21 protein-coding genes are annotated in these 26,497 nt (G+C 71.1%); 7 read left to right on the top strand and 14 right to left on the bottom strand.

The genetic code is table 11. The features are described from left to right. Positions 1 to 27: 27 nt before the first annotated feature. On the bottom strand, positions 28 to 1,062 hold the full coding sequence (locus tag BLR05_RS12130; RefSeq protein WP_092834726.1) for a FecR family protein: 1,035 nt from the start codon (positions 1,060 to 1,062) through the stop codon (positions 28 to 30). Then, on the bottom strand, positions 1,059 to 1,574 hold the full coding sequence (locus tag BLR05_RS12125; protein ID WP_092834725.1) for a sigma-70 family RNA polymerase sigma factor: 516 nt from the start codon (positions 1,572 to 1,574) through the stop codon (positions 1,059 to 1,061). Before BLR05_RS12125 ends, BLR05_RS12130 begins: the two co-directional genes overlap by 4 nt. Positions 1,575 to 1,882: 308 nt before the next feature. Here BLR05_RS12125 and BLR05_RS12120 point away from each other — a divergent pair, with 308 nt between their 5' ends. The 5 genes from BLR05_RS12120 to BLR05_RS12100 all read left to right on the top strand — a co-directional run bounded on the left by BLR05_RS12120 (position 1,883) and on the right by BLR05_RS12100 (position 10,034). Further along, positions 1,883 to 2,554: a response regulator transcription factor gene (locus tag BLR05_RS12120; RefSeq protein ID WP_092834724.1), complete on the top strand. Its 672-nt coding sequence runs from the start codon at positions 1,883 to 1,885 to the stop codon at positions 2,552 to 2,554. Next, positions 2,551 to 3,984: a sensor histidine kinase gene (locus BLR05_RS12115; RefSeq protein ID WP_092834723.1), complete on the top strand. Its 1,434-nt coding sequence runs from the start codon at positions 2,551 to 2,553 to the stop codon at positions 3,982 to 3,984. The genes BLR05_RS12120 and BLR05_RS12115 overlap by 4 nt, the downstream gene beginning before the upstream one ends. Before the next feature lie 110 nt (positions 3,985 to 4,094). Further along, positions 4,095 to 5,336: an efflux RND transporter periplasmic adaptor subunit gene (locus BLR05_RS12110; protein ID WP_092834722.1), complete on the top strand. Its 1,242-nt coding sequence runs from the start codon at positions 4,095 to 4,097 to the stop codon at positions 5,334 to 5,336. 69 nt (positions 5,337 to 5,405) lie between these two features. Next, positions 5,406 to 8,588: an efflux RND transporter permease subunit gene (locus BLR05_RS12105; protein ID WP_092834721.1), complete on the top strand. Its 3,183-nt coding sequence runs from the start codon at positions 5,406 to 5,408 to the stop codon at positions 8,586 to 8,588. Between the two features lie 45 nt (positions 8,589 to 8,633). Next, positions 8,634 to 10,034, top strand: coding sequence for an efflux transporter outer membrane subunit (locus BLR05_RS12100; RefSeq protein ID WP_225979113.1), 1,401 nt, complete (start codon positions 8,634 to 8,636; stop codon positions 10,032 to 10,034). A 19-nt stretch (positions 10,035 to 10,053) separates the two neighbouring features. Here the strand turns inward: BLR05_RS12100 and BLR05_RS12095 are convergent, their stop codons facing one another. From BLR05_RS12095 to BLR05_RS12050, 10 genes are all read right to left on the bottom strand, one after another. Beyond that, positions 10,054 to 11,265 carry a DUF2252 domain-containing protein gene (locus BLR05_RS12095; protein ID WP_092834719.1) on the bottom strand — a complete coding sequence of 404 codons (1,212 nt, stop codon included), beginning with the start codon at positions 11,263 to 11,265 and terminating at the stop codon, positions 10,054 to 10,056. A gap of 110 nt (positions 11,266 to 11,375) precedes the next feature. After that, a complete protein-coding gene (locus BLR05_RS12090; RefSeq protein WP_192883858.1) occupies positions 11,376 to 12,164 on the bottom strand; it encodes an ABC transporter ATP-binding protein in 789 nt (262 codons plus the stop codon). 5 nt (positions 12,165 to 12,169) lie between these two features. Then, positions 12,170 to 13,459: an SfnB family sulfur acquisition oxidoreductase gene (locus tag BLR05_RS12085; protein ID WP_092834718.1), complete on the bottom strand. Its 1,290-nt coding sequence runs from the start codon at positions 13,457 to 13,459 to the stop codon at positions 12,170 to 12,172. Positions 13,460 to 13,499: 40 nt separating this feature from the next. Then, positions 13,500 to 14,819, bottom strand: coding sequence for an ABC transporter substrate-binding protein (locus BLR05_RS12080; protein WP_092834717.1), 1,320 nt, complete (start codon positions 14,817 to 14,819; stop codon positions 13,500 to 13,502). Between the two features lie 54 nt (positions 14,820 to 14,873). Next, complete coding sequence (locus tag BLR05_RS12075) at positions 14,874 to 15,992, bottom strand: branched-chain amino acid ABC transporter permease (RefSeq protein WP_092834740.1); 1,119 nt, start codon at positions 15,990 to 15,992, stop codon at positions 14,874 to 14,876. Next, positions 15,989 to 16,882: a branched-chain amino acid ABC transporter permease gene (locus BLR05_RS12070; protein ID WP_092834716.1), complete on the bottom strand. Its 894-nt coding sequence runs from the start codon at positions 16,880 to 16,882 to the stop codon at positions 15,989 to 15,991. The genes BLR05_RS12075 and BLR05_RS12070 overlap by 4 nt, the downstream gene beginning before the upstream one ends. After that, on the bottom strand, positions 16,882 to 17,691 hold the full coding sequence (locus BLR05_RS12065; protein WP_092834715.1) for an ABC transporter ATP-binding protein: 810 nt from the start codon (positions 17,689 to 17,691) through the stop codon (positions 16,882 to 16,884). Before BLR05_RS12065 ends, BLR05_RS12070 begins: the two co-directional genes overlap by 1 nt. A gap of 42 nt (positions 17,692 to 17,733) precedes the next feature. After that, a complete protein-coding gene (gene sfnG / locus BLR05_RS12060; RefSeq protein ID WP_092834714.1) occupies positions 17,734 to 18,864 on the bottom strand; it encodes a dimethylsulfone monooxygenase SfnG in 1,131 nt (376 codons plus the stop codon). Between the two features lie 75 nt (positions 18,865 to 18,939). Next, positions 18,940 to 19,524 carry an FMN reductase gene (msuE, locus tag BLR05_RS12055; RefSeq protein WP_092834713.1) on the bottom strand — a complete coding sequence of 195 codons (585 nt, stop codon included), beginning with the start codon at positions 19,522 to 19,524 and terminating at the stop codon, positions 18,940 to 18,942. Between the two features lie 221 nt (positions 19,525 to 19,745). Then, on the bottom strand, positions 19,746 to 20,930 hold the full coding sequence (locus BLR05_RS12050) for an acyl-CoA dehydrogenase family protein (protein ID WP_092834712.1): 1,185 nt from the start codon (positions 20,928 to 20,930) through the stop codon (positions 19,746 to 19,748). Positions 20,931 to 21,354: 424 nt separating this feature from the next. Here BLR05_RS12050 and BLR05_RS12045 point away from each other — a divergent pair, with 424 nt between their 5' ends. Next, the gene (locus BLR05_RS12045; protein ID WP_092834711.1) at positions 21,355 to 22,611 is read left to right on the top strand and encodes an acyl-CoA dehydrogenase family protein; all 1,257 of its coding nucleotides are present in this window, start codon (positions 21,355 to 21,357) and stop codon (positions 22,609 to 22,611) included. A 5-nt stretch (positions 22,612 to 22,616) separates the two neighbouring features. Beyond that, positions 22,617 to 23,738, top strand: coding sequence for a sigma-54 interaction domain-containing protein (locus BLR05_RS12040; protein ID WP_092834710.1), 1,122 nt, complete (start codon positions 22,617 to 22,619; stop codon positions 23,736 to 23,738). Between the two features lie 100 nt (positions 23,739 to 23,838). Here the strand turns inward: BLR05_RS12040 and BLR05_RS12035 are convergent, their stop codons facing one another. Beyond that, positions 23,839 to 24,618 carry an enoyl-CoA hydratase gene (locus BLR05_RS12035; protein WP_092834709.1) on the bottom strand — a complete coding sequence of 260 codons (780 nt, stop codon included), beginning with the start codon at positions 24,616 to 24,618 and terminating at the stop codon, positions 23,839 to 23,841. A 73-nt stretch (positions 24,619 to 24,691) separates the two neighbouring features. After that, a complete protein-coding gene (locus BLR05_RS12030; protein WP_092834708.1) occupies positions 24,692 to 26,485 on the bottom strand; it encodes a M61 family metallopeptidase in 1,794 nt (597 codons plus the stop codon). Positions 26,486 to 26,497: the final 12 nt, after the last annotated feature.

Here is a 26,497-nt window from a genome sequence, read left to right as displayed (position 1 = left end):
ACCTCTTCACGCAAAAAAATGTGCTGCTCAGGGCGGCGCCGGCGCCAGGCCCACCCATACCCAGCGCGAGGCGAGCGACCGTACCCGCAACTGCGGGAAGGTCTGCTGCAGCAATTGCAACGCCTGCCCGGGGTCATCCAGCGGCAGCACGCCCGTCATGCGCACCGTGGACAGTGCCGCCCGGTCGAAGTGCAGGCTGCCCGTGTGGTGGCGGGCCAGTTCGTCCAGTACCTCGGACAGCGGCCGGTCATCCACCACCAGTTGATGGCGGCGCCAGCCCTGCTCCACGCCTTGCGGGTCCAGCGGCTCGACGCGGCCCACGCCGGCATCGCCCAAGGTCACGCGCTGGCCCGCGCTGACTTCCACGGCCTCGTGGCTGCCGGACTGCCACTGTTGCGGCGTCTGGACCGCCACTCGCGATTCGAGCATTTCCACCCGTACGCCGGCCGCGTCGTAGGTCACGGTGAAACGGGTGCCCAGCGCACGCACCCGGCCCAGCGGCGTCTGCACGTAGAAGGGCCGCGACGCGTCGTGTGCCACCTGCACCAGAACGCTGCCGCGCAGCAGTTCCACCACGCGCTGATGCGCATCGAGGCGCCAGCGCACCGCGCCCGCACCGCTCAGCGTGAGTTGCGAGCCATCATCGAGCACCTGGTGGCGCCACTGTCCTTCGGTGCTGCGCAGGTCGGCGAGCTCCTGCGCCCAGGGGCTGGCGGGGTGGTCGCGCAGCAGCCACCACGCGGGCAGGATCAGTACCGCGGCCAGCGCCAGCGCACTGCCCCACCGTGCGGTGCGCTGGCGGCGGCGCAGTTGCGATGCCGCGCGCATCGCCGCGTGCGCGGCCTGGCCGCCCCCGGTAGCCTGCCCGCGTACCGCCTGCACCTGGTCGATGAAGGCTTCCATGCGCGCTGCCGCCTGCGCGTGGCGGCGATCCTGCGCCTTCCAGGCCGCGAAGCCGGCCTGGGCCCGGGCGCGTTCTTCCGCGTCGTCGCTGCCCAGGCGCACCATCCATTCGGCAGCCTGTTCGGCAATGGCGGTACTCTCGTGCGGCAAGGTGCTCACCCGTCCACCGCCTGGTGGCAGCACACCAGCGCCTGGACCAGGTACTTCTGCACCATGCGGGTGGACACGCCCAGCGCGGCCGCCACATCCGCGTGCGGCAGCCCTTCCAGGTAATGCAGCAGAAAAGCCTGCTGCGCCCTGGCCGACAGGTGCTGCAACGCGGCCTCGATGCGTACCAGCGCCTGTATCGTCTCCACCACCTGCTCGGTCGAAGGCCCGCCATCGGTGGCGGCCACCACGGCCAGCGCGTCCAGGTAGGCCTGCTCGATCACGCGGCGCCGCGCCTCGTCGATCAGCAGGCGCCTGGCGGTGGTGACCAGGTAGGCGCGGGGTTCGCGCAGCGTCGGCAGCACTGCGGGCGAGCCCAGGATGCGCAGAAACGTGTCATGGGCCACATCGGCTGCCTGGTGCCCGCAACCGAGCTTGCGGCGCAGCCACGCCAACAACCATCCATGATGTTCGCAATACAGCGCACTGACATGCTGCTGCAGCGCCGTTTCCACGGCTGCCATACCCCGACCCTTCATAACCTCGGCAGGGTGCCGAGCAAGTGAGAACGGTTCTCAGTCTAACTGAGTCGCGGCGGGCTGTCAGGACGCATCTGCGATGCATGCTCCCGGCAATGGCGCATCTGCCGGAGACGATGGCACGCCCCGGGTCGCGGGGCTTTTTTCGCCGGATGGCCGTGCAGTGCGCGGGGCTGCGGCCAATAATCCCGGCCATGTCCGAAACGACCGGCCCGGTGCGCCCGTGATCCACCTCCCGATTCTTCCGCTCTCCGCCCGCCGCGGCCGGCCGTGCCGCCGGGGGCGCCGCTGACATGCGCATCCTCGTCGTCGAAGACGATCCCGCGCTGCGGCTGGGCATTCGCCGGATGCTGCAGTCCGAAGGCTGGCAGGTGGATGTCGCCAGCGATGGCGAGCTGGCCCTGACGGCGGTGGCCACGGCCGACTACGAAGCGGCCGTGCTGGACCTGGGCCTGCCGCGGCGCGACGGCTTCGAGGTGCTGCGCCGCTGGCGGGAGCAGCGGCGCGACCTGGCGGTGCTGATCCTCACGGCCCGCGACGAGCTGGACCAGCGCGTGCGCGGCCTGAACGAAGGAGCGGACGACTTCCTGGCCAAGCCGTTCGAGGCGCAGGAGCTGGTGGCCCGCCTGCGGGCGATCACGCGGCGGCGCAGCAAGGGGCTCATGACCAACGTGCTGCGCATCGGCGACCTGAGCTTCGATACCGAGAGCCGGGAATTGCGCCTGCGCGAGGAGCGGCTGCCGCTGAGCCCGCGCGAGGCGGCGCTGGTGGAGCTGCTGATGGCATCGCCCGGCAAGGCGGTGGCCAAGAGCCGGATCGTTTCCGCCATGTCCACCTGGGAGACGGATTTCAGCGCGAACGCGGTGGAGATCTACATCCTGAAGCTGCGCCGCAAGCTCGCGGGCAGCGGCGTGGCCATCGTCACGGTGCGCGGCGTGGGCTATGCCATGGAGGCCGAGCCGTGACGCGGCCGCTGCCGTGGCCGCTGCGCGGCGCCAACAGCCTGCGGCGCAAGCTGGTCGCGCCGCTGCTGTGGACCTGGATCGCCTCGGCCGCGGTGGCGTCGCTGGCGGCGTTCTGGCTGACCGGACGGGCGACCCAGCTGGTGCTGGACCGCGTGCTGCGCGACGACGCCGTGGCGCTGGCATCGCAGATCCAGTGGAACCCGGAGGGGCCCGTGCTGGCCATCGATGCGCGCACGGCGTCGTCCATGGTCTATGACTCTTTCGCGCCGTCGCACTTCACGCTGCGCACCGACGGCGGGGCCGTGCTGGCCGGCAATGCCGAGCTCGCCCTGCCGCCGCAGCGGGGCGACCGGGAGGGCGATGCCGACGGATCGTTCTTCTTCGAGCACGACACGCCCTGGGGGCGGCTGCGGCAGGTGGCGGTGCATGCGCGCCATGCCGGCTCGCCGGGGGTGTGGGTGATCGTGGGCGAGTCGGTGGCCAAGCGGCAGATGCTGACCCGCGAGCTGGCGCAGTCGATCTTCGTGCCGGTCGCGGTGCTGGGTTTCGTGATCGTGCCGCTGGTGCTGTTCGGCGTGCGCCGCGGCCTGCAGCCGGCCCGCGCCGTGAGCGATGCGATGGGGCGGCGCGGCATCGACGACCTCTCCCCCCTGCCGCTGGAGGACGTGCCCGACGAACTCCGCAGCATGGTGCAGCACACCAACGACCTGCTGCGGCGCCTGGGGGAGTCGGTCGGTTCGGAGCGCCGCTTCATCTCGGACGCCGCGCACCAGCTGCGCACGCCCGTGGCCGGCATCCATCTGCTGGTGGAGGACCTGCGCCGCGTGTACCAGGCCGACCCGGGGCAGCCGCCCGACGCGGAGGTGCTGTTCGAGCTGCATTCGGCCGCCGACCGCGCCACGCGGCTGGTGCGCCAGCTGCTGTCCCTGGCCCACGGCGGGGTGGATGCCGGCGCGGCGGTGGAGCCCGTGGCCCTGGCGCCGCTGGCGCTGCGTGCCATGGAGCGCTACGCGGCGGCAGCGGCCGAAGCGGGCAAGTCGATCGAGGCCGGCGACGGCCTGCGGGAGGACGGGCACCGCGCGCAGGCCCTGGCGCTGCCGCTGCTGCTGGAAGAGGCGCTGGCGAATGTGCTGGACAACGCCATCCGCTATGGCGGCCGGCGCATCCGGGTGGACCTGGCGCCCGAGCCCGGGCTGCCCGGCGGCGGATGGTGCCTGCAGGTGGACGACGACGGGCCGCCGCTGCCGCAGGCGCACCGCGAGGCCATGCTGGCCCCGTTCTGGCGCGGAGGCGAATCCGGCTCGGAAGGCTCCGGCCTGGGCCTGCCCATCGCCCTCAAGGCCCTGCGCCGCATGGGAGGCGACCTGCCCGTGCCCGAGGTACCGCCCGGCGGAGGCACCCGGGTGCGGCTGTTGCTGCGCGCCACCTGAGCGCAGCACGCCGGATGCCTGCGGGCATTAAGCCAACGATAAGGGTTTCCCCCGAAGAATCGCTCCGCCCGCAGGCCTCGCGGTGAGGCCTCGCTTTCCGGAAGCGATCCATGAAGTCCACGTTCCCGAAACTGCACAAGCGCCTGGCCTGGTGTGGCGGCGCGATCCTGCTGACGGCTGCGGCCGCCACGGCGGTGCTGGTGCTGCTGTCCTCCAGGGAATCGGCTGCCGCCGATGCGCCCGCGCCGTCGCTGCCCGAACTGTCGCGGGCCGGCAAGGTCGCCGACGGCGTGGTGCGCGTTTCCTCCAGCCAGGCGGCCACGCTGGACCTGGGGCCGGCGGAGCGGCGCGCCTTCGAGGACGTGCAGCAGGCCATCGGCAACATCGACTTCAACCAGGACCGCACGGTGCCCGTCTCCACCGCCTATGCGGGCCGCATCGCGCGGGTGCTGGTCCAGGCCGGCGACACCGTGCGTGCGGGGCAGACGCTCTACACCGTGAACGTGCCCGACATCGCGCAGGCCGCATCGACGCTGGTGTCCACCGCCGGCACGCTGCGCTCGGCCACCGAGACCCTGCAACGGGCGCAGGCGCTGGTGGGCGACAACAGCATCGCGCAGAAGGAATACCAGCAGAACCTGTCGGACCAGCAGGCGGCCGATGCGGCGTACCGCGCCGCACGCAAGACGCTGCAGCTGTTCGGCCTGGCCGAGGCCGACATCCAGCGCATCGAGCGCGACCACGCCATCGATGTCGAGATGCCGGTCAGGAGCCCGATCGACGGCCGGGTCGTCGCGCGGTCCGCCCAGCCGGGGCTGCTGACCCAGCCCGGCGCGTCGCCCGCACCGGTCACGGTGTCGGACGTGCGCACGCTCTGGATGGTGGCCAGCGTGCCCGAGTCGGATTTCTCGCGTTACCAGGTGGGCCAGCCGGTGAGCGTGCATGTGCAGGCCTGGCCGGGCCGCGCCTTCACCGGCCGCATCAGCTACGTGGGCGACACGGTGGATGCCAGCACGCACCGCTTCGTGGTGCGTGCGGACGTGGCCGACCCCGGTCGCGCGCTGCGCCCGCAGATGCTGGCGGACTTCCGCATCACGCTCGCGGCCCCGCAGGAGGCCGCCGCGGTGCCCGCGACGGCCGTGGTGCGCGAGACCTCGGGCGACAACGTGGTGTGGGTGGCCGAGGGCGCCAGGGACCCGCTGGGCACGCGGCTGGCACGCCGCGCCGTCACCGTGGGCCGCAGCGATGGGGACCAGGTGCAGATCACGGCCGGCCTGCAGCCGGGCGACAGGATCGCGCGCCGCAATGCGCTGCTGCTGAGCAACCTGTACGAGGCCGGCGCGGCCGAGTAGCCCACTCACCCTGGCCGCCGGCCGCCCGCCGCGTTTCCCGCCCGCCGATCCTCCGCAGGAGTCCGTCCCGTGTTTCGACCCCTTCTGGCCTTCGTGCTCTCGCGCCGGCCCATCGTGCTGCTGGGCCTGCTGGCCTTCATGGCCGCCGGCATCCTCGCCTTCCTCCACCTCAACGTGGAGGCCTACCCCAACCCGGCGCCTGTGATCCTGGAGATCACGGCGCAGGCGCCCGGCCAGTCGGCCGAGGAAATGGAGCGCTACTACACCCGGCCGATGGAAGTGGGCCTGGCCACCACGCCGGGCGTGGACAACATCCGCTCGACCTCGTTCTACGGCCTGTCGTTCGTGCGGGTGACCTTCAAGTACGGCACCGACTACTACTTCGCGCTCACGCAGGTGGCCAACAACCTGCAGGCCAATGTCAGCCTGCCGAACAGCGTGCAGCCGCAGATCCAGGCGTCGAGCCTGGTGGGCGAGATCCTGCGCTACCAGGTCAAGGGGCCGCCGGGCATGGGCCTGACGCAGCTGCGCACGCTGCAGGACTGGGTGATCCAGCGCCGGCTGCTCACGGTGCCCGGCGTGGCGCAGGTGGTGACCTGGGGCGGCACCACGAAGGAATACCACGTGGAGCCGGACCCGAAGCTGCTGGAGTCGCGCGGCGTGACGCTGCAGCAGCTCATCTCCGCGATCGGCAATGCCAACCTCAATGTGGGCGGGCGCGCCATCAGCGTGGGCGACCAGTCGGTCAACATCCGCGGCCTGGGCGCGGTGGAGAACCTGGCCGACATCGGCAACGTGGTCATCACCCAGCAGAACGGGCTGCCGATCCAGGTGAAGGACGTGGCGCGCATTTCCGAAGGCACGGTGCCGCGCCTGGGCGAGGCCGGGCGCGACGACCAGAACGACGTGGTGACCGGCGTGGTGATCATGAACCGCACGCTGCACACCAAGGACGTGATGGAGCGCGTGCAGCAGGCGGTGGAGAAGATCAACGGCGACCACAGCCTGCCGCCCGGCGTGCACCTGGCGCCGTACTACGACCGCTCGGCGCTGGTGAACGTGACCACGCACACGGTGCTGCACAACCTGGTGTTCGGCTGCCTGCTGGTGTTCCTCATCCAGTGGATCTTCCTGGGCGACCTGCGCAGCGCGGTGATCGTGAGCGTGAACATTCCGTTCGCCCTGTTCTTCAGCATCATGATCCTGGTGCTGACCCATGAATCGGCCAACCTGCTGTCGCTGGGGGCGGTGGATTTCGGGATCATCGTGGACTCGGCGGTGATCCTGGTGGAGAACGTGTTCCGCAACTTCCAGCGCAACCGCGGCGACCGCGCGACGGCGCTGCGTGCGCTGGCGCGCGAGCCCGACGGGGCGGCGCTCACCCCCGCCACGGGCTGGACGGCGCGGCTGCGCACCATCTACCTGAGCGCCCGGCAGGTGGACAGCTCGGTGCTGTTCTCCACCTGCATCACCATCGCCGCGTTCACGCCGCTCTTCACCATGCAGGGCGTGGAGGGGCAGATCTTCGGGCCCATGGCGCGCACCTACGGCTACGCCCTGGCGGGCGCGCTGCTGGCCACCTTCACCATCACGCCGGTGCTGGCGAGCTACCTGCTGCCGCGCAAGATCGAGGAGAAGGAAACGCTCATCGTGCGCGCCATCCACCGCGCCTACCGGCCCGCGCTGCACTGGGTGCTGGCCCATGCACGCACCACGGTGGCGATCGGCTGCGTGGCGCTGCTGGCGGGCGGCCTGCTGGCGACGCGGCTGGGCAGCGAGTTCCTGCCGGCATTGGAGGAGGGCAACCTGTGGATCCGCGCCTCCATGCCGCCGACGATTTCACTGGAGGCCGGCACCGAGCAGGTCAACCGCATGCGGGCGCTGATCAAGGCCTATCCGGAAGTCGTCACCGTGGTCTCGCAGCACGGCCGGCCGGACGACGGCAGCGATGCCTCGGGCTTCAACAACGTGGAGCTGTTCGCGCCGCTGAAGCCCTTCGGCGAGTGGCGGCCCGGCATGACCAAGGTGCGTCTGGTGGCCGAGCTGCAGGCGAAGTTCGAAAGCGCCTTCCCCGGCGTGGGTTTCAATTTCTCGCAGTACATCCAGGACAACGTGGAAGAGGGCCTGTCGGGCGTGAAGGGCGCCAACTCGGTCAAGATCATCGGGCCCGACCTGCTCACGCTGGAACGGCTGGCCGACGAGGTGATGGGCGTGATGCGGCAGGTCGATGGCGTGGCCGACCTGGGCACCTTCCACACGCTGGGCCAGCCGAACATGAACATCCACATCGACCGTGCCCGCGCCGCCCGCTACGGCCTGAACACGGGCGACGTGAACGCCACCATCCAGGCCGCGCTGGCCGGCACCAATGCCACCACGGTGCTGGAGGGCGACCGGCAGTTCGGCCTGACGGTGCGCTTCCCGAAGGAGCAGCGCGGCAGCATCGACGCGGTGCGGGCGCTGCGCATCGGCTACACCACGAGCGGCGGCGGCACGGCCTTCATTCCGCTGACCGATGTGGCCACGATCTCGGTGGATACGGGCGCGACCTACATCTACCACGAGAGCAACGAGCGCTACATCCCGATCAAGTTCAGCGCGCGCGGGCGGGACCTGGGCAGCACGGTGTCGGAGGTGCAGCGCAAGGTGGCCGAGCAGGTGCAACTGCCCGAGGGCTACCGCATCACCTATGCCGGCGAATTCGAGGAACTGCAGCAGGCCAAGGCGCGCATGATGGTCGCCATTCCGCTGGCCGTGGCGCTGATCGTGGTGCTGCTCTATGCGCTCTTCAGCAATTTCGCGTACAGCCTGCTCACGCTGGCGGCGGTGCCCTTCACCGTGCTGGGCGGGGTGCTGGCGCTCTGGATCTCGGGGCAGGTGCTGAGCGTGTCGGCCATCATCGGCTTCATCTCGCTGCTGGGCGTGTCGGTGATGGACGGCATCCTGATCCTGACCTGCTTCAAGGAACTGCGCGCAGCGGGCCGCAATGCCCTGGACGCGATCACCGAAGCGTACGAGAGCCGCATGCGGCCGCTGCTGATGACGGCACTCTCGGCCTGCATCGGGCTGTTCCCGGCCGCCCTGTCGCACAGCATCGGCAGCGAGGTGCAGCGGCCGCTGGCCACCGTGGTGGTGGGCGGCATGCTGATCGGGCCGCTGTTCCTGCTGCTGGTCGTGCCGGCGCTGCGCCTGGTGGTGCTGCGGCGCATCAAATTGTCAAGCGGCCGCCCAGGCCTGGGAGGCAAGAGATGAAGTGCGTCCCCCTGAGCGGCTTTGTGTGGAGGAGCGGGTATGGCCATGAGGTTTGAACGGACGCTCTGCGCGGCTTGCGTGTCGCTGGCCCTGGCCGGGTGTGCGGTAGGGCCCGACTACACCGCTCCGGCCACGCCGGCTCCGGCGTCGTTGACCCGCGACGCGCTGGCCCTGCCGCTGCAGCCCGGGCCGGTGGCGCCGGACTGGTGGAAGGTGTTCGGCAGCGCGCCGCTCGATGCCCTGGTGGCCGAGGCGCTGGCGCACAGCCCGACGGTGGATGCCGCGCGCGCCACCTTGCGTGCGGCGCAGGAGAACGTGGCTGCCCAGCGCGGGCTGTTCTATCCGCAGGTACAGGCAAGCCAGAACAACACGAGGCAGAACACGGGGAAAACCCAATCGTCGCCGCTGAATTCGGGCGACACGGTGTTCAACTACCACACCGCGCAGCTCAGCGTGGCCTACACGCCCGACCTGTTTGGCGGCAACCGGCGCCAGGTCGAATCGCTGCAGGCCTCGGCCGAGCAGCAGCGTTGGCAACTGGAGGGCGCGCGCCTGACGTTGGCGAGCAACCTGGTCGGTGCCGTGCTGCAGGGGGCCATGCTGGCCGAGCAGGTGGAGCTGACCGACAAAGCCGTGGCCGCGATGCAGGAGCAACTGCGCGTGATGCGCAACCTGCAGCGCGCCGGTTATGCCAGCGGCCTGGACGTGGCCACGCAGGAGAACCTGCTGAGCCAGGCGCAGCAGTCGCTGCCGCCGCTGCAGAAGCAGCTGGAGCAGACCCGCAACCTCGTGGCGGTGCTGGCGGGCCGTACCCCCGACGCCGTGCTGCCCATGCCACGGCTGGCGGATCTGGCTCCGCCGCTGCTGCCACAGGCCGTGCCGTCGCAGCTGGTGGCTCAGCGGCCCGATGTGCGCGCGGCCGAGAGCGCGCTGCATGCGGCCAGCGCATCGATCGGCGTGGCGGAGGCGGCGCGCTTTCCGCAGCTGTCGCTGACGGCGGCGCTGGGGGGCGGCGCCACGGATTTCGGCCGCATGTTCTCCGCGGGCAATGCCGTCTGGTCACTGGGTGCCGGGCTGCTCATGCCGGTCTTCGACGGCGGGACGCTCGCCGCGCGCCAGCGCGCGGCCGAGGCGCAGTTCGATGCGGCGGCGGCGCAGTACCGCGGCGCGGTGCTGACCGCATTCCAGAACGTCGCGGACACGCTGTATGCGCTGTCGATCGACCAGCGGGCCCTGCAGGTGGCCGATGCCAGCGTGGAGGCCACACGGTCCGGCTATGAACTCACGCGCTCGCAGCTCGCGCAGGGCTATGCCTCGCGGCCGTCGCTGCTGGCCGCCGAGCAGGCGTGGCGGCAGGCGCAGGCCGCGCGGGCCGCTGCCTACGGCACGCTGCTGGGTGACAGCGTGGCGCTGTACCAGGCGGTGGGCGGCGGCGTTCAGCCGTGAAGCCGGCGCCCGCGCCCCGTCAGAGCCGGAACACCCCGTCGTCGTAGGCGGCGTTGTAGTCGGCCGCATCGCGCAGGGTTTTCTCGGCCATTTCCGCAGCGGCGGCCTGCAGCTTGGCCTGCCACTTGCCGCGGCGCGCGTAGCCGATCAGCTCGTCCGCTATGGCCGAGCCCTGGCGACCGGCGCTGCGCAACTGGCCCCAGGCGACCAGCCGGCCCATGGTGGCTACGACGCCGCGGATGTCGGCGAGCTTCTGGCTGGCACCGGCGATCGTCACGCGGTCCTCCAGGGGCTGCAGGCCGCGCAGCACATAGGGCTGCCCACCCATCTCCACCGGTTGCAGGAACGCCATGGAGACGGCCTGCACGCGCTGCTGCACGGCCACCACCCGCTCGGCCTGCGTACCCCAGCGGGGCTGCTTCGTCTTCAAGTGCGGGACCAGCGAGGAAGGCAGGGCCTGCTTGAGGTCCAGCAGGTAGTTGCCGTCGGGCGAGCCCTTGCCTTCCACGAGGATGGCGTAGCGGTCCACGCCCAGGCTGCCGGTGCCGGCGATGCGGCGGGCCACGTCGAGCACGCGGAAGAAGTGCGGGAAATGCGGGTCGTGCGGCTGCGCCCTGGCGAAATCCTCCATGAAGCCCAGCACCTCGGCGCGCTGCGCATCGGAGGCGGGAAGGGCCTTGCGGCCATCGGTGCGCAGCGTGCGCTTGCGGCCTTTTTTCACCGTGCGGCCATCGAGGAAGGTGGCGCGCTGGCGGTCCCGCAGTCCGTCCAGCAGGGTGCGGACCAGCCCCTGCGCGGTCTGCGGCTCCACCCAGTAGGCCTTGCCGTCGCCCAGGGCATGCACATAGGCGGACAGGAAGGCCGTGCAGAGCGCTTCCACCGCGAGCGGTTCGAGCTGCAGGCTGCCGGCGCCCACCCGCAGGCTGGCCAGCAGCCGCACGAGGTCCCAGGTGGCGGGGGCGAGCGCGGCTTCGTCGAAGTCGTTCAGGTCGAAATACGCGATCCGGTGCTGGCCCTTGTAGCTGCCGAAGTTCTCCAGGTGCAGGTCGCCGCAGCACCAGACCGGAGGTGCCGACTTGAAGATGCCGCCCCGCGGCAGGCGGGCGTAGAACAGGTGGCAGGTGCCGCGCAGGAAGACGAAGGGGTCGCTGCGCATGCGCGCGTACTTGAGCGCCAGTCGTTCCGGGTCGCGGCCCGCGTTGTAGTGGAGGATTTCCTGTACGGCGTCCATGGAGGGGAACTCGGCTGTAGGGAACCCCCATTGTGCGCCCCCTGGCGGCCTTGCGGGCCCTGGCAGCCCTCCTCGTGCCCATTTCGCGTTCCCGCTGCGCCGCTGCGGCCTCAGGCTGCCTGCGCCCACTCCTGCGCCGGCACGCCTTCACCGAAGTACAGCGCCCGGATGTCGGCGCGCCCGCGCAGGTCCGCGGCGCTGCCGCACAGGGCGCTGCGGCCGGTCTCGAGCACGGTGGCGCGGTGGGCGTGGCGCAGCGCCACGGTGGAGTTCTGCTCGGCGATGAGCAGCGTCAGGCCCTCTTCGCGGTTGAGGCGCGCCAGTTCGCGGAAGATGTCCTCCACGGTGCGGGGCGCGAGCCCCATGCTGGGTTCGTCCAGCACCAGCAGGCGGGGCCGGGCCATCAGCGCACGGCCGATGGCGGCCATCTGCTGCTCGCCGCCGGAGGCGAGCCCGGCGGGCGTGCGGCGCAGGGCCTGCAGGCGCGGAAAGGCGGCATAGACGCGTTCCAGGTCCTGCGCGAGCCGCGAGCGCGGCGCGCCGCCGCCCAGACCGCCGGCGACGAGGTTTTCCTCGACCGTGAGCGACGGGAAGCAGTGCCGGCCCTCCAGCACGGGCACGAGGCCGCTGCGCACCAGCACATCCGGTGTGGCGCTCAGCACGTCGGCGCCCGCGAAGGCGATGCTTCCGCGCGCGACCTGGCCGCGCAGGGCCGGCAGCAGCCGGGAGACGGCGCGCAGCACCGTGGATTTGCCGGCGCCGTTGGCGCCCAGCAGGGCGTGGATCTCGCCGGCCCGCACGTCCAGGCTCACGCCCTGCAGCGCGGCGATGGCGCCCCGGTAGTGCACGTGCACGTCCTGCAGGCGCAGCAGGGGTGCGCCGTCGTCCTGTGCGGCCATGGCGTTCAGCTCCAGGCGTGGAAGGGGGGCTTCACGCCGTTCAGGTGGTAGTTGCCCACGATGGCGTACTTCCACCGCACCGGGTCGTGCAGCGTGTGGGTGCGCGCGTTGCGCCAGTGGCGGTCCAGGTGGTACTGGCCCAGGGTGGAGCGCGTACCGGCGAGCTCGAAGAGCTTGTTGGCGGCCCGCAGGGCGATCTCGGTGGAGAGCACCTTGGCCTCGGCCACCGCGATCTGCGCGGCGGCCACGGTGTCCGCATCGGGCGTGGCCAGCGCGCGGTCGATGGCGCGGCCCGCGCGCTCCAGCAGCGCCTCGCTCGCGTGCAGGCGGATCTGCAGGTCGCCGACCGCGTGGATGGTGTAGGGATCTTCGGCGGCGGTGTCGCGCTGGCTGTCCACCCAGGGGCGGGTCTTGGTGCGCACGAAGTCCTGGGTGTCCTCGATCGCGTTGCGGGCGATGCCCACGTCCACCGCGGCCTGGATGATCTGGAAGATCGCGCCGTCCGCGGAGGGCCGGTCGTAGCCCTTCCAGGCCGGCACGAGGTGGGTGCGGGGCACGCGCACCCGGTCGATGAGCACGGTGCCGCTCAGCGTGGTGCGCTGCCCGAAGCTGCTCCAGTCGTCGATGACCGACAGGCCGGGGGCGTCGCGCTCGGCGATGGCATACCAGGCGCGGCCCTGCGGATCGTTGGCCACGATGGGCACGTAGTGCGCCAGCAGCGCGCCGCTGGAATAGAACTTGCGCCCGCTCACCACGGCGTGGTCGCCGTCCTCCACGAAGCGGGTCTCGAAGTCCGCGGCGCGGCGCGAGCCCGATTCGGAGAAGGCGTTGCCGAAGCGCGCGCCCGCGAGGATCTCGCCGAACAGCAGGCGCTGCTGCGCCTCGTCCGACACGGTGCGGATGGCGGCCACGATGCCCAGGTGGTTCTGGGTGATCTGGCCGATGGAAGGATCGGCCGCGGAGATGATCGCGATGACCTCCGCCAGCGTGGCGTAGGACACCTCCGCGCCGCCATGGGCGCGGGGCACGTTGATGGCCCAGAGCCCGCTCTGGGAATAGGCATCGATCTCCTCCACCGGCCAGAGCCGGTCGCGGTCGCGCAGCGCGGCGCCCTCGCGGAAGCGCCCGGCCAGGCCGTGGGCGATGGCGATGGCCTCGGCGTCATCGCGGATCACGTGGGCCGGGGCCTTGGGGCGCGGCAGCCCCGGCACGGGCTGGCCGGGCTGCAGGGCCGCCTGCAGGGCATGCGGGCGGACGGGCTGTTCGGTGGCGGGGCTCTGGAGCACGGCGGACATGGTGGTTCCTCCTGGTGGCGTGGGTTGGGCGAGGGCGAAATCAGTCGTCGATGCTGCGGCGCAGAGGGATCTTCCGGTCGCGGGCATAGGCTTCGGAGGACGCCTCGATCAGCGGCCGCAGCAGCTTCCAGTCCGGCGCGATCCAGTCGGAGACCACCTTCCACTGCTTGCCGTCCCATTGCTGGAAGGCCACGCGGCCATCGCCTTCGTGGTTGTCCCAGGTCACGTGGATGGAGTGGAAGAGGCCCTTGGCGCCGAGCGCCGCGGCGCGCGCCTCGTCGATGCGCAGGTTCTCGAAGCCCCAGCGCACTTCGTCGCCGGTGAGGGTGCGCCGGCCGAATTTCGCCTGCGCGATGCGCACGGCCTCGACGTTGAGGATGCCGTTGAGCACCCCGAGGTTGTGGTAGACGCTGCCGATGCGGCGCTGGTCCTCGAGGTTGCCCTTGCCCGCGGCGTACACGGTCTTGCGGATCTCCTGCAGCACGGGGTACTGGTCGCCCGCCGCCACCGTGGTGATGGCGGTGTAGCCCCTGGCGGCGTCGCCCGCGGGCAGCACGTCTTCCTCGGAGTTGGACCAGACGTTGCCGATGATGCGCGTGGCGGGGAAGCCCGTCTTCTGCGCCGTGCGGAGCGCTACGGGGTTCATCACGCCCCAGCCGCGCAGCACCACGTAGTCGGGCTTGGCGCGGCGGATGGCCAGCCACTGCGACTGCTGCTCGTTGCCGGGGTGCGGCACCTCGATCTGCTGCAGGGTGAAGCCGTACTGCTTCGCCAGCAGTTCGTAGATGGGAATCGTCTCCTTGCCGTAGGGCGAGCCGTGGTAGAGCACCACGATCTTCCTGCCCTTGAGCTTTTCCGCGCCGCCTTCCTTGCCCGCGATGTAGTTCACGATGCCCGAGGTCTCGCTGTAGGGGTTGAGCAGCAGCGGAAAGGCGTACTTGAACACGCGGCCGTCGGTGGTGTCGGTGCGGCCATGGTTGATGGTGACGAGCGGCACCTTGTCGGCGGTGACGCGGTCCAGCATGGCGTAGGCGATGCCCACCGAGAGCGGGTTCCAGGCGGCGATGCCGGGGCGGGTCTTGAAGCGCTCGTACACCTCCACGCCGCGCTCCACCTCGTACTGCGTCTCTCCTTCCGCCCAGGTCAGCTTCACGCCGCCCACGCCCCCGTCGCGCAGGTTCACCAGGTTCAGATAGTCGATGAATCCGCCGAAGAAGCCCGTACCCCCGGCGGCGTACGGGCCGACGCGGTAGCTCTGCAGCGGGAAGAACTGCTCGTCGGCCCGGGCGGGCTGTACGGCGAGGGTGGCGGTGGCGGCCAGCGCGAGGGCAGCGGCGCGCAGGTGCGAAAGAAGGCGCATGGAAGACAACTCCTGGAGGAAGGTGGTGAAGCGATGGAAAGGGGCGGGAGGCGGTCAGCGCGGGGAAGGCGGGAAGAGCGCGGCGATGCGGCGCGTGCAGGCCTGCCGCAGGCGGGTGCAGAGTGCCGCCAGGCCTTCGGGCTCTGCGATGAGAAAGCCGATGATCAGCACGCCCAGCACGATGCGCTGGACCATCTCCAGCACACCGGAATCGAACATCCCGCCGAGCGCCCAGCCGCCCAGGCGCGAGAGCAGCAGGGGCAATGCGACCATCAGCGCTGCGCCGAGGAAGGCACCGCGGAGGGTGCCGAGCCCGCCCAGGATGACGATGAAGAGGATCTGGAAGGAGCGGTCGAGGTTGAAGCCCGCGGGCTCCACGGTGCGCAGGTACACGAAGGCCCAGAGCACCCCGGCCACGCCGACGATGAAGGACGAGAAGGCGAAGGCCAGCAGCTTGGTGCGCAGCACCGGGATGCCGATCACGCGGGCGGCCAGTTCGTTGTCGCGCACGGCGATGAAGTGCTGGCCGGTGCGCGTGGACACCAGCCGCCATGCGGCCGCCGTGAGCAGCACCACCACGGTGAGCGCGAACAGGTAGCGCGCGGCGGGTGTATCGAAGACCCAGGGCCCCACGCGCAACTCGGGCGCGTCCACCACGCCGGAGCGGCTATCGAGAGTGAACCAGCCGAAGCGGGTGAGTGCCCACTGCACGAAGAACTGCGCTGCCAGTGTGGCGACGGCGAGGTAGAAGCCCCGCAGCCGCAGGCTGGGCAGGCCGAAGACGAGCCCCACCGCCGTGGCGCACAGGCCACCCAGCAGCATGCCGGCGGGCAGCGGCATGCCGGGCACCCGCAACTGCAGGTTCAGCGCAGCGAACGCCCCCACCGCCATGAAGGCCGCCGTGCCCAGCGAGAGCTGGCCGGCATATCCCGTGAGCAGGTTCAGGCCCACCCCGGCGAGCGACAGCACCAGGAAGGGCAGCAGGATGGCATCGAACCAGTACGGAGTGGCCAGCGCGGGCACGAGCCCGTAGGCCAGCGCCAGCAGCGCGGCGGCGGGCAGACAGCGCGGCGCCACGCGGCCGGCGGGGACCGTCCGTGCGTCCGCCGTGGAGGCTGCGGCCGGAGCCTGATGGGCTGCAGCGGCAGGAGGCAGGATGGCGCTCATGGTCAGGCCCTTTCCACGAGGCGCTGGCCGAACAGCCCCCGCGGGCGCACCAGCAGGAAGATGAGGGCGACGGCGTAGGCGAACCAGCCTTCGATGCCGCTGCCGACGATCGGGCCCAGGTACACCTCGGCCAGCTTCTCGAACGCGCCCACCAGCAGCCCGCCCACGATGGCGCCTGCGACCGAATCGAAGCCGCCCAGCACCAGCACGGGCAGGGCCTTGAGCACCACGAGCGACAGCGAGAACTGCACTCCCAGGCGCGCCCCCCACAGCAGCCCGGCGGCCAGCGCGATCACGCCGGCCGCGGCCCACACGGCGGACCACACCCGGGGCAGGCGCAGGCCCACGGCGAGCGCGGCGAAGGTGTCGTCCGCCACGGCGCGGAAGGCGAGGCCCGTGCGGGTGAAGCGGAAGAAGGCCGACAGCAGGACCACCAGGGTGCCCGCGCACGCGGCGGCCACGAGGTCGAAGCGCGAGACCAGCATGCCGGCGACGTCGAGCGGCGTGTCTTCGATGCCCAGGTCCAGCGCGTGGACCTGCGTGCCCCACGCGAGCTGCGCCACGCCCTCGATCACGTAGGACAGGCCCAGCGTCGCCACGAACAGCGCCATCGGGGAGCGGCCGGCCAGCGGCCGCAGCACGGTGCGCTCGATGGCCAGCCCGAGCAGCACCATGAGTGCCAGGGTGGCCGCGAGCGCCAGCGCGAACGGCACGCCGCGCTCGACGAGGCTCACGAAAGTGAGCGCCGCGAGCAGCAGTTGCGCGCCCTGCGCGAAGTTCAGCACGCCGGAGGTCTTGTAGATGAGCACGAAGCCGATGGCCACGAGCGCATACATCACGCCCGAGAGCAGGCCGCCCACGAGCACTTCGGCGAAGAAGGTGAAATCCGCATCCATCACGTGCCCTCCGCTTCGGTGCCGGCGTGCTCCACGCCCAGGTAGGCATCGATCACGGCTGGGTCGCTCCGCACCTCCGCGGGCGTGCCGTCGGCGATCTTGCGGCCGTGGTCCAGCACCGCCACCCGGTCGGAGAGGCCCAGCACCACGCCGATGTCGTGCTCGATGAGCAGGATGGCGGTGCCGAACCGGTCGCGCGCCGCGCGCACCAGTCCGGCCATGTCGCGCTTTTCCGAAAGCGTCATGCCGGCCATGGGTTCGTCCAGCAGCAGCAGGCGCGGCGCGGCGGCCAGCGCGCGGGCCAGCTCGACGCGCTTTTGCAGCCCGTAGGGCAGGGTGGCAGCGGGCCGGTCGCGCACGGATTGGAGGTCCAGGAAATCCAGCACCGCGTCCGCCTGCGCGGCCGTGCTGCGGCGGGCGGCGCGGGCGCGGGGCGCGCCGGTCCACTGCGCGAGCCAGTTCCCCTGCGGATCGGTACAGCCCAGCGCCACGTTGTCCCTTACCGAGAGGCCCCGGAACAGCGCGAGGTTCTGGAAGGTGCGCGCCACGCCCAGCCGCGCCAGGCGCTGCGTGGGCACGTGCGCGAACTCCTCCGCGCCCAGCCGCACGCGGCCGCCGTCCGGACGGTACAGGCCGCACACCACGTTGACCAGCGAGCTCTTTCCGGCCCCGTTGGGGCCGATGACGGCACGGATCTCGGCGGGGGCGATGTCGAGGTCGATGTCCGACAGCGCCTGCACGCCGCCGAAGGAGAGGGCGACGTGCCGCAGTTGCAGCACGGTAGCCGGGGTGGGCGGGGACATGGCCATGGCGGTGGGCGACGTGCTGGGGGGAGGGAATGTGCCGGGGCGTCAGGCCTCCGCGGCCTCCAGGGCGGGCTGCGTCCGCGGCAGCGTGGCGGCCTGGCGGGCCTCCAGATCACGCACCAGCGGCAGCACCTTGCGCCCGAAGTACTCCACCTCTTCGATGAAGTGCAGGAAGCCGGTCAGCACCAGGTCCACGCCGATGGCCTTGAGCGCGACGATGCGCTCGGCGATCTGCTGCGGCGTGCCGATCAGGTTGGTGCGGAAGCCGTCGTTGTATTGCACGAGGTCCTCGAAGGTGGATGTTGCCCAGTTGCCTTCCCCCTCCGGCGAGGCACGGCCGGCCTGCTTCACGGCGTCCCCGAAGGCATGCACCGCTTCCACGTGGGCATGGCGGATGATGTCCTGCAGGACGGCCTGCGCCTCCTCCTCGGTATCGCGGGCGATCACGAAGGCGTTCACGCCGATGCGCACCGTGTGGCCGTTGGCCCGGGCCTTGGCCTGGATGTCGTCGATCTGGGCCTTGAGGCCCTCGGGCGTGTTGCCGTTGGTGAAGTACCAGTCGGACACGCTGGCCGCGTTGTCGCGCGCGGCGCGCGAGCTGCCGCCCTGGAAGATCTCCGGATGGGGCTTCTGCAGCGGCTTGGGGCTGAGCGTGTAGTCGTTGAAGCGGTAGAAGTCGCCCTTGAAGGTGAAGTGGTCCTGCGTCCAGATGCCCTTGAGCGCACGGATGAATTCGTTGGAGCGGCGGTAGCGCTCGTCGTGCTCCAGCCAGGGCTCGCCGATGGCCTGGAACTCGCCCTTGAACCACCCGCTCACCACGTTGATGCCGATGCGGCCACCCGAGATGTGGTCGATGGTGGCGATCTGCTTGGCCACCACGGCGGGGTTCCACGGGCCGGGCAGGATGGCGGCCAGCACCTTCAGCCGCGTGGTGGCGTGCAGCAGGGCCTGGCTGAACGACACGGACTCGTGCTGGTGCTCCGCCCCGTAGCCCGCCGTGAAGCGGATCTGGCTCAGGGCGTATTCGAAGCCGGCTTTCTCCGCCGCCACCGCCAGCCGCTGGTTGTATTCCAGGCTCCAGTCGGTGCGCTGCTCGATGGTGCTCACGACCAGGCCGCCGCTGACGTTCGGCACCCAGTAGGCGAATTTGACGGGTTCGTTGCGGGATGTGCTCATGGTGAAGGCTCCTTGGATGGGATGGAGGGCAGGGGCGTGCAAAGTGGGATGCGGGTGGGCGGTGCGGTCCGGTCCTCAGGCCACGGCAGCCAGTGCGGGGCGCGCCGGTGCGGAGGCTTCCCGCCCCGCTCGCAGCAGCGGCAGGGCGCGTTCCACCGCCAGGCCGGCGCGGGCCAGCAGGGCCGGGTCGGTGATGCGGTAGTCGGTGAAATCCTTGTCGGTGCCGTACACGCCCAGGGGCAGGGTGCGGGCCTGGAAGAAGCTGAAGAGCGGGCGCAGCTGGTGGTCGATCACCAGCGCGTGGCGCTCGCTGCCACCCGTGGCGGCCAGCAGCACGGGCACGTCCACCAGGGCCTCGTGGTGCACGAAATCGAAGAAATGCTTGAACAGGCCCGAGTACGTGGCCCGGTACACCGGGCTGCCCACCACGAGCACGTCTGCCTGTTCGACGGCGGCGATGTCGGCCTCCACCTCCGGCGGCAGCTGGTTGCGGTAGAGGGCGCCCGCCAGGCGCGGGCCGACCGTGCCGAGTTCGATGGTGCGCACGCGGATGGGAACGGCGTCACCGATCCTTTCGACGAGGTGCTCGACGAGCGCGAGGGTGCGCGACGGGCGCTGGAGACTGCCGGAGACGGCGACGAGATTCAGTGTGCGGGCCATGGTGATCCATTCGTTGCGGTGAAGGGGGCGGCACCGCGGCGCGGTGTCCGTCCTGCCTTCAGCAGCTTGCGTGCCAGAGATTTTTTCCTTTGGAATCAATGGTTTGCGCATTCGCTGTCACGCAACGGGTGTGTGCTGCACAGCACGCTGCTGTCGCGTTGCTGCAGGATCAGCAGCCCGCCGGGAAACGTGCATGCATATGCGTTTCCCGCAGCAGCGGATCAGGAATAGAAGGAGGGCTCGGGCCGCTGCCCGTGCAGCGCCCACCGGCCCAGTTCGCGGCGCTTGTAGTCCACCGGGTCGTGCAGCGTGTGCACCCGCAGGTTGCGCCAGAAGCGGTCCAGGCGCAGTGCGGCCGTGGTGGCGCGCGGGCCGGTCACCTCGAAGAGCCGGTGCGCCACGTCGAGCGCTGCGCGGCCCGCCGCCACCTTGGCGGCCGCCACGGCCACGGCCACGTCGCCGCGGGCCCCGGGCGACAGCGCGAGCCCTTCGGACCATGCCGCGTCGAACAGCGCGGCCGCGCGGTCCGCCAGCAGGCGTGCCCCTTCCAGGGCCAGCCAGAAATCGCCGTAATGGCCCAGCAGGTACGGGTCTTCGCCCGCCTGTTCCACGCCGGATGCATGCCATGGGCGCGCATGCTGCAGCGTGAAGCCGCGTGCTTCGGCCAGCGCGCCTTCGCCCAGCCCCAGGTACACATGCGCCAGCACCAGCTGCGCCAGCAGCGGACGCAGCGCCGCGAACGGGGAGGACAGGGGGCCCGGATCGGTGAGCAGCTCATGCGCCTGCACGCGCACCTGGTCGAAGACCACGCTGCCGCTGTCCGTCTGGCGCTGGCCGATGTTGTCCCAGTCGCCCTGCACCCCGATGCCCTGGCGGTCGGTCGGCACCACGGCGATCAGCAGCCTGCCCGAGGCATCGAAGGCGGACGCGAGCAGCCTGTCGGAATCGCCCGCGCCCGAGCAGAAACTCTTGCGGCCGTGGAACGACCACGAGCCGTCCGGCTGCTGCGTGGCCGCGGTGCCCCGGTCCAGCGGGTTGAGCGCATTGCCCCAGAACCATTGCCGCGCCACGGTGGCCTCGAGCCAGGGCTGCCACTGCGCCGGCCGGCCGAAGAGCTGCGCCGTGGCCAGCAGCAGGTGGTGGAAGCCGAACACGTGGGCGACCGCGCTGTCCACGCGCGCGAAATGGCGCACCACGCCCAGCACCTCGCTCCAGGAGGCCCCCAGCCCGCCCAGGGGTGCGGGAACGGACAGGGCCAGCAGGCCGCTTTCGCGCAGCAGCCGGCGCTCGTGCAGGGGCACGCCGCCGGCCTGGTCGCGCGCGATGGCCGTGGCTGCAAGGGATTCGACCATCCGGTCGCGGGCACCGTGCCAGTCCCGGTGCGCTTCGGCGGCGAAGTGCTTCATGGTCGCACTCCTTGCGCATCTGAGGAGGAGAGGTGCGGCGACCGGATTCGCACGGTGCCGCGGTGCCGGGGGCAGTACGGAGGAGGGCCGCCGGGCGCGGCAGAAGGTGTTGCGTGCATGGAGGAGTGGGTGCGTGGTGGAAAGGAACAGCCGGTATCGCAGGGTCTGTGCCATGGGCCGCCATGGGAAACGGCGTGGGGGCCTGCTGCGGAATCAGCAGCTGCGGCGCCGGGCTGCTGCAGCAGTGTCTGCCAGGGCACAGTTGCTGCTGCAGCCGCAAAACGTCTATCGATGCGTGGAATCCTTATTTGCCGCGGGGCATGCGGATTCCCAGAATTGCTGTTCAGGCAGCAGTTCCGTCCTTGCCCGCGCCGCAGCCTCTTCCTGTGCCGCGGCGGAACCCTTATCGAGGAGAGAGCCCGACATGAGCCTTGCGACGATGCCAGCGCACGATCCCGCCGCCGACGGCGGGGACGCGGCCACCGCGGTGGCGGGCGATGGGCCGGACCGGCCCATCGCCCCCCCGGCGCCCGAGGCGGTCGCGCAGCGGCTGGCGGAGCAGTTCGCCCGGACGGCCGCCGAGCGCGACGAGCGCGGAGGCACCCCCAAGGCGGAGCGCGACGCGCTGCGCGACAGCGGCCTGCTGGCAATGAGCATTCCGGCCGCCCAGGGCGGCGGCGGAGCCGGCTGGCGCGAGACGCTGGAGGTGATCCGCATCCTGGCGCGCGCCGATTCGTCGCTGGCCCATCTGCTGGGCTTCCACCACCTGATGCTGGCCACCGCACGCCTCTTTTCCCAGCCGCGCCAGTGGGAGCCCTGGTTCACGCAGACGGCGCGCCTGCGGTGGTTCTGGGGCAATGCCCTGAACCCGCTGGACGACCGCACGCAGCGCACGCTCCAGGGCGGCTGGAGCGAGTTCTCGGGCCGCAAGAGCTTCTGCTCGGGTGCGCTCGATTCCGAGATGCTCATCGCCTCCGCGCGCGATGCGGAGTCCGGCGAACTGATCGTGGCGGCGCTGCCCACGGGGCGCACGGGCATCGCCGTGGCGCCGGACTGGAACAGCATAGGCCAGCGCCAGACGGACAGCGGCAGCGTCACCTTCGAGCGCGTGCGGGTGGAGCCGCACGAGATCCTGGCCGACCCGGGGCCGCTGGCGACGCCCTTCGCCTGCCTGCGGCCGCTGCTGGCGCAACTCGTGCTCGCCAGCATCTATCTGGGGATCGCCGAGGGCGCCTTCCAGGACGCGCGCCACTACACGCTCCACGAGGCGCGGCCCTGGCGCAGTTCGGGCGTGGCGCGAGCGATGGACGATCCCTACGTGCTGGGCCACTACGGCGATTTCTGGGTCGGCCTGGAGAGCGTGCGCGTGCTGCTGGACCGCGCCGCCGGCCGTTTCGACGCTGCCTGGGAGCGGGGGGCGGAACTCACGGCCGCCGAGCGCGGCGACGTGGCCGTGGCCGTGGCGACCGCCAAGGTGGCCGCCACGCGCACCGGCCTGGACCTCTGCACCCGCATGTTCGACGTGGCCGGCGCACGCGCCACGCACGGCGGGCTGCGCCTGGACCGCCACTGGCGCAACCTGCGCACCCACACACTGCACGACCCGCTGGCCTACAAGCTGCGCGAACTCGGGGAGTGGGCCCTGCAGCAGCGCCATCCCGATCCCAGCTTCTACTCCTGAACGCCATGTCCTCCCTGCACTTCCATACCGCCTTTCCCGAAGACGGCGACGCACCGGCCCGGCACCGGGAGGCAGCGCCGCTGCTCACGCTGCCCGGTGCCCGGGCCATGCCCACGTCGATCCGCGCCACGGCGCAGGTGTTCGAGGACCCGCGCTCGCTGGCCCTGCTCGAGCGCATCCGCCTCGTCGCGCCCAGCGATGCCAACGTGCTCATCCTGGGCGAGACGGGCACGGGCAAGGAGCTGATCGCGCGCCACGTGCATGCGCTGAGCGCGCGGTGCGAAGGGCCGTTCGTGGCCGTGAATTGCGGTGCGCTGTCCGAGACGCTGGTGGAAAGCGAGCTGTTCGGCCACGAGAAGGGGGCCTTCACCGGCGCCTTCACCGCCAAGGCCGGATGGTTCGAGGCCGCCAACGGCGGCACGCTGTTCCTCGACGAGGTGGGCGACCTGCCGCTGTCCATCCAGGTCAAGCTGTTGCGGGTGCTGCAGGAGCGCGAGGTGGTGCGGCTGGGCTCGCGCAGGAGCCTGCCGGTGGACGTGCGCGTGGTGGCGGCCACCAACGTGCGCCTGCAGGATGCGGTGGCCGCAGGGAATTTCCGCGAGGACCTGTTCTACCGGCTGCACGTGGTGAGCCTGGCACTGCCCACGCTGCGCGAGCGGCCGGGCGACATCCTGCCGCTCGCGCGCCATTTCATCGACGAATACCGGCGCCGCCTGGGCTACGGCGCGGTGCGGCTCGACGGGGGGGCCGAGCGCAAGCTGCTCGCCCACGACTGGCCCGGCAACATCCGCGAACTGGAGAACGTGATCCACCACGGCCTGTTGATCTGCCGCCGCGGCGTGCTCCTGGCGGAGGACCTGCAGCTGTCGTCGCTGGGCCTGCAGCGCCGCCCCGCGGGCGAAGCGCAGGCGGAAGCGACGCCGCTGCAGGCGCTGGAAACGGCGCTGTCGGGCCTGTTCCAGCAGCAGGGCGACCAGCTGTACGAGCGCATCGAGGAAACCGTGGTGCGCGCCGCCTTCGAGTTCTGCCACCGCAACCAGGTGCAGGCCGCACGCCTGCTGGGCATCAGCCGCAACGTGTTGCGCGCGCGGCTGATCCGGCATGGGGACATCAGTGCAGTGAGGTGACACCCCCCTGAGCGGCTGCGCCGCTTCCGCGGCGTCTGCTGGCTTGGCCTGCTCCGCGGCCATCGGACACGGGAGGCTCTGCCGACGCCGGGCATCACGCTCAGCGGTGCGTGAACACCGCAGGGCGTTTTTCCAGGAAGGCGGCCATGCCTTCCTTCTGGTCCTGCGTTGAGAACAGCGCGTGGAACAGGCGGCGCTCGTACATGAGGCCGTCGGAGAGCGAGCCCTCGAAGGCGCGGTTGACGGTTTCCTTGGCCGCCATGACGGCCACCTGCGAGAAGCCGGCGATCACCAGGGCTGCGCCCAGGGCTTCGTCCATGAGCTTGTCGTAGGGCACGACACGGCTCACCAGGCCGGCGCGCTCGGCCTCCTGGGCGTCCATCATGCGGGCGGTGAGGGCCATGTCCATGGCCTTGGACTTGCCCACGGCGCGCGGCAGGCGCTGGGTGCCGCCCGCGCCGGGAATGACGCCGAGCTTGATCTCGGGCTGGCCGAACTTCGCGTTGTCGGCGGCGATGATGAAGTCGCACATCATCGCGAGCTCGCAGCCGCCGCCCAGCGCGAAGCCGCTCACGGCCGCGATCACGGGCTTGCGGATGGAGCGGATGCGCTCCCAGTTGCGCGTGATGTAGTCGCCCTTGTAGGCATCGGCGAAGCCGTACCTGGCCATGGCGCCGATGTCCGCGCCCGCCGCGAAGGCCTTCTCGCTGCCGGTGAGGATGACGCAGCCGATGCGCTCGTCGGCATCGAAGGCGGCCAGCGCGTCGCCCAGTTCGTCCATGAGCTGGTCGTTGAGCGCGTTGAGCTGCTTGGGGCGGTTCAGCGTGATGACGCCGACCTTGTCCGCCTCGGTGCGGACCTCGATGACTTCGTAGGCCAAGGGGTATCTCCTGGGTGTCGTTGTGGTGCGGACGACTATACCCAAGGGCCGCATTCCGCGCCCGTCCCGCAGGCTACCCGGCGGCCATGCCCGTGTCCGGCTGGCCGTCCAGCCAGCGACGCGCCAGGGGCGCGTCCGCCAGCGACAGTGCGACGGTGTCGTCCGGCGCGCCGCCCTCGCGCTCCAGCGCCAGCGGCAGCCGCAGCACGCGGCGGTCGCGGGACACCAGCGCCGTGACGCGCTTCTCGCGGCCGGCGTAGAGCGCGACGTCGTCCAGCCGCTGCACGCGCCAGGTCTCTCCATGCGCCTCCACGGCCAGCCATTCGTCGCCCGCGGAAAAACCGGCTTCCTCGGCCAGGCCGCCGCGCAGCACCACCTTCACCTGCAGGCCCTGGCCCTCGGACACCCGCAGGCCCAGCCGCTGCGCGGGCTGCGCCGCTTCCGCGCGCAGCGCCACGCCGTGCGCGGCCAGCATCTCGGCCAGGGGCAGGTCGGCGGTGCCGTGCACCCACTCGGCGATCTCACGCGCGAAGGAGCGGCCCGAGAGGGCTTCGAGCACCGCCAGCAGGTCGTCTTCCGACATGGGGCCGGCGTCGCAGCGGTCCCAGAGTGCCCGCATCACGTCGTCGAGCGTGGTGCGGCCCTCGCGGCGCAGCGCCAGGTCCAGGCACAGGCCGACGAGCGCGCCCTTGGTGTAGTAGCTCACCGTGGCGTTCGGCGTGTTCTCGTCCTGGCGGTAGTACTTCACCCAGGCGTCGAAGCTGGCCTCGGCCACGCTCTGCACCCGGCGCCCCGGCGTCTGCAGCACCTGGTTGATGTTCTTGGCCAGCAGGCGCAGGTAGGTGGCGTCGTCGATCAGCCCGGCGCGGCGCAGCAGCAGGTCGTCGTAGTAGCTGGTGAAGCCCTCGAAGAACCACAGCAGGCGGGTGTAGTTCTCCTGGGTGTAGTCGTAGCGCGCCAGCTCGGCCGGGCGCAGGCGCTTGACGTTCCAGGTGTGGAAATGCTCGTGGCTGATGAGCCCGAGCAGCGTGGTGTAGCCCTCGGGCGTCCTGGCCTCGCCCTGGCGGGGCAGGTCGCGGCGGCTGCAGACCAGGGCCGTCGAGTTGCGGTGCTCCAGCCCGCCGTAGCCGTCGTCCACCACGTTCAGCATGAACAGGTACTGCGCATAGGGTGGCTTGCCGGCCCCGTGCCAGAAGCGGATGCCCGCCTCGCAGATGCGGCGGGCGTCGGCCAACAGGCGCTCGCCGTCGAACGACGGCGCCGCGCCGGCCACGACCAGGCGGTGCGGCACGCCGCAGGCAGTGAAGCGGGCGCTCCAGAAAGGCCCCATTTCCACCGGGCAGTCCACCAGCTCGTCGTACGAGGCCGCGCGGTAGGTGCCGAAGCCCGCGCGCGTGGTCTTCTCCACCGCGAGGCCCGTGGCCACCGACCAGTGCGACACCTCCGGCGTGGCGACGATCTCCAGGTCGTGGCGTGCATCCTCCTGGCCATGCACGCGCAGGCACAGGCTCGTGCCGTTGAAGAAGCCGCGCGAGGCGTCCAGCCATGCCGTGCGCACAGAGCTGTCGTAGGCGCCGACCTCGTAGGTCAGCACCAGCGGTGTGCCCTCGCGGCAGGCGGCCTGCCAGAGGCTCTTGCCGCGCTGCGCGAGCGGCACCTCCTGCCCGTCCTGGCGGGCGCGCAGGTTCTGCAGGTTCTTCGCGAACTCGCGCACCAGGTAGCTGCCGGGGATCCACACGGGCAGCGACAGCTCCTGCTGCGCGGCGGGGCTCTCCACCGTGAGGGTGACGTGGTAGATGCGCGCGTGCAGCTGCGCGGCTTCCACGCGGTAGTGGACGGCGGGGGCGTGGGATCGGTGGGCGGCCATGCGGGATCCGTG

The sequence above is a fragment of the Paracidovorax cattleyae genome (assembly GCF_900104515.1).
Taxonomy (GTDB): Bacteria; Pseudomonadota; Gammaproteobacteria; order Burkholderiales; family Burkholderiaceae_C; genus Paracidovorax; species Paracidovorax cattleyae.
Note: the sequence above shows the minus strand (reverse complement) of the source record. Positions and strands in the feature narration are given on the sequence as shown.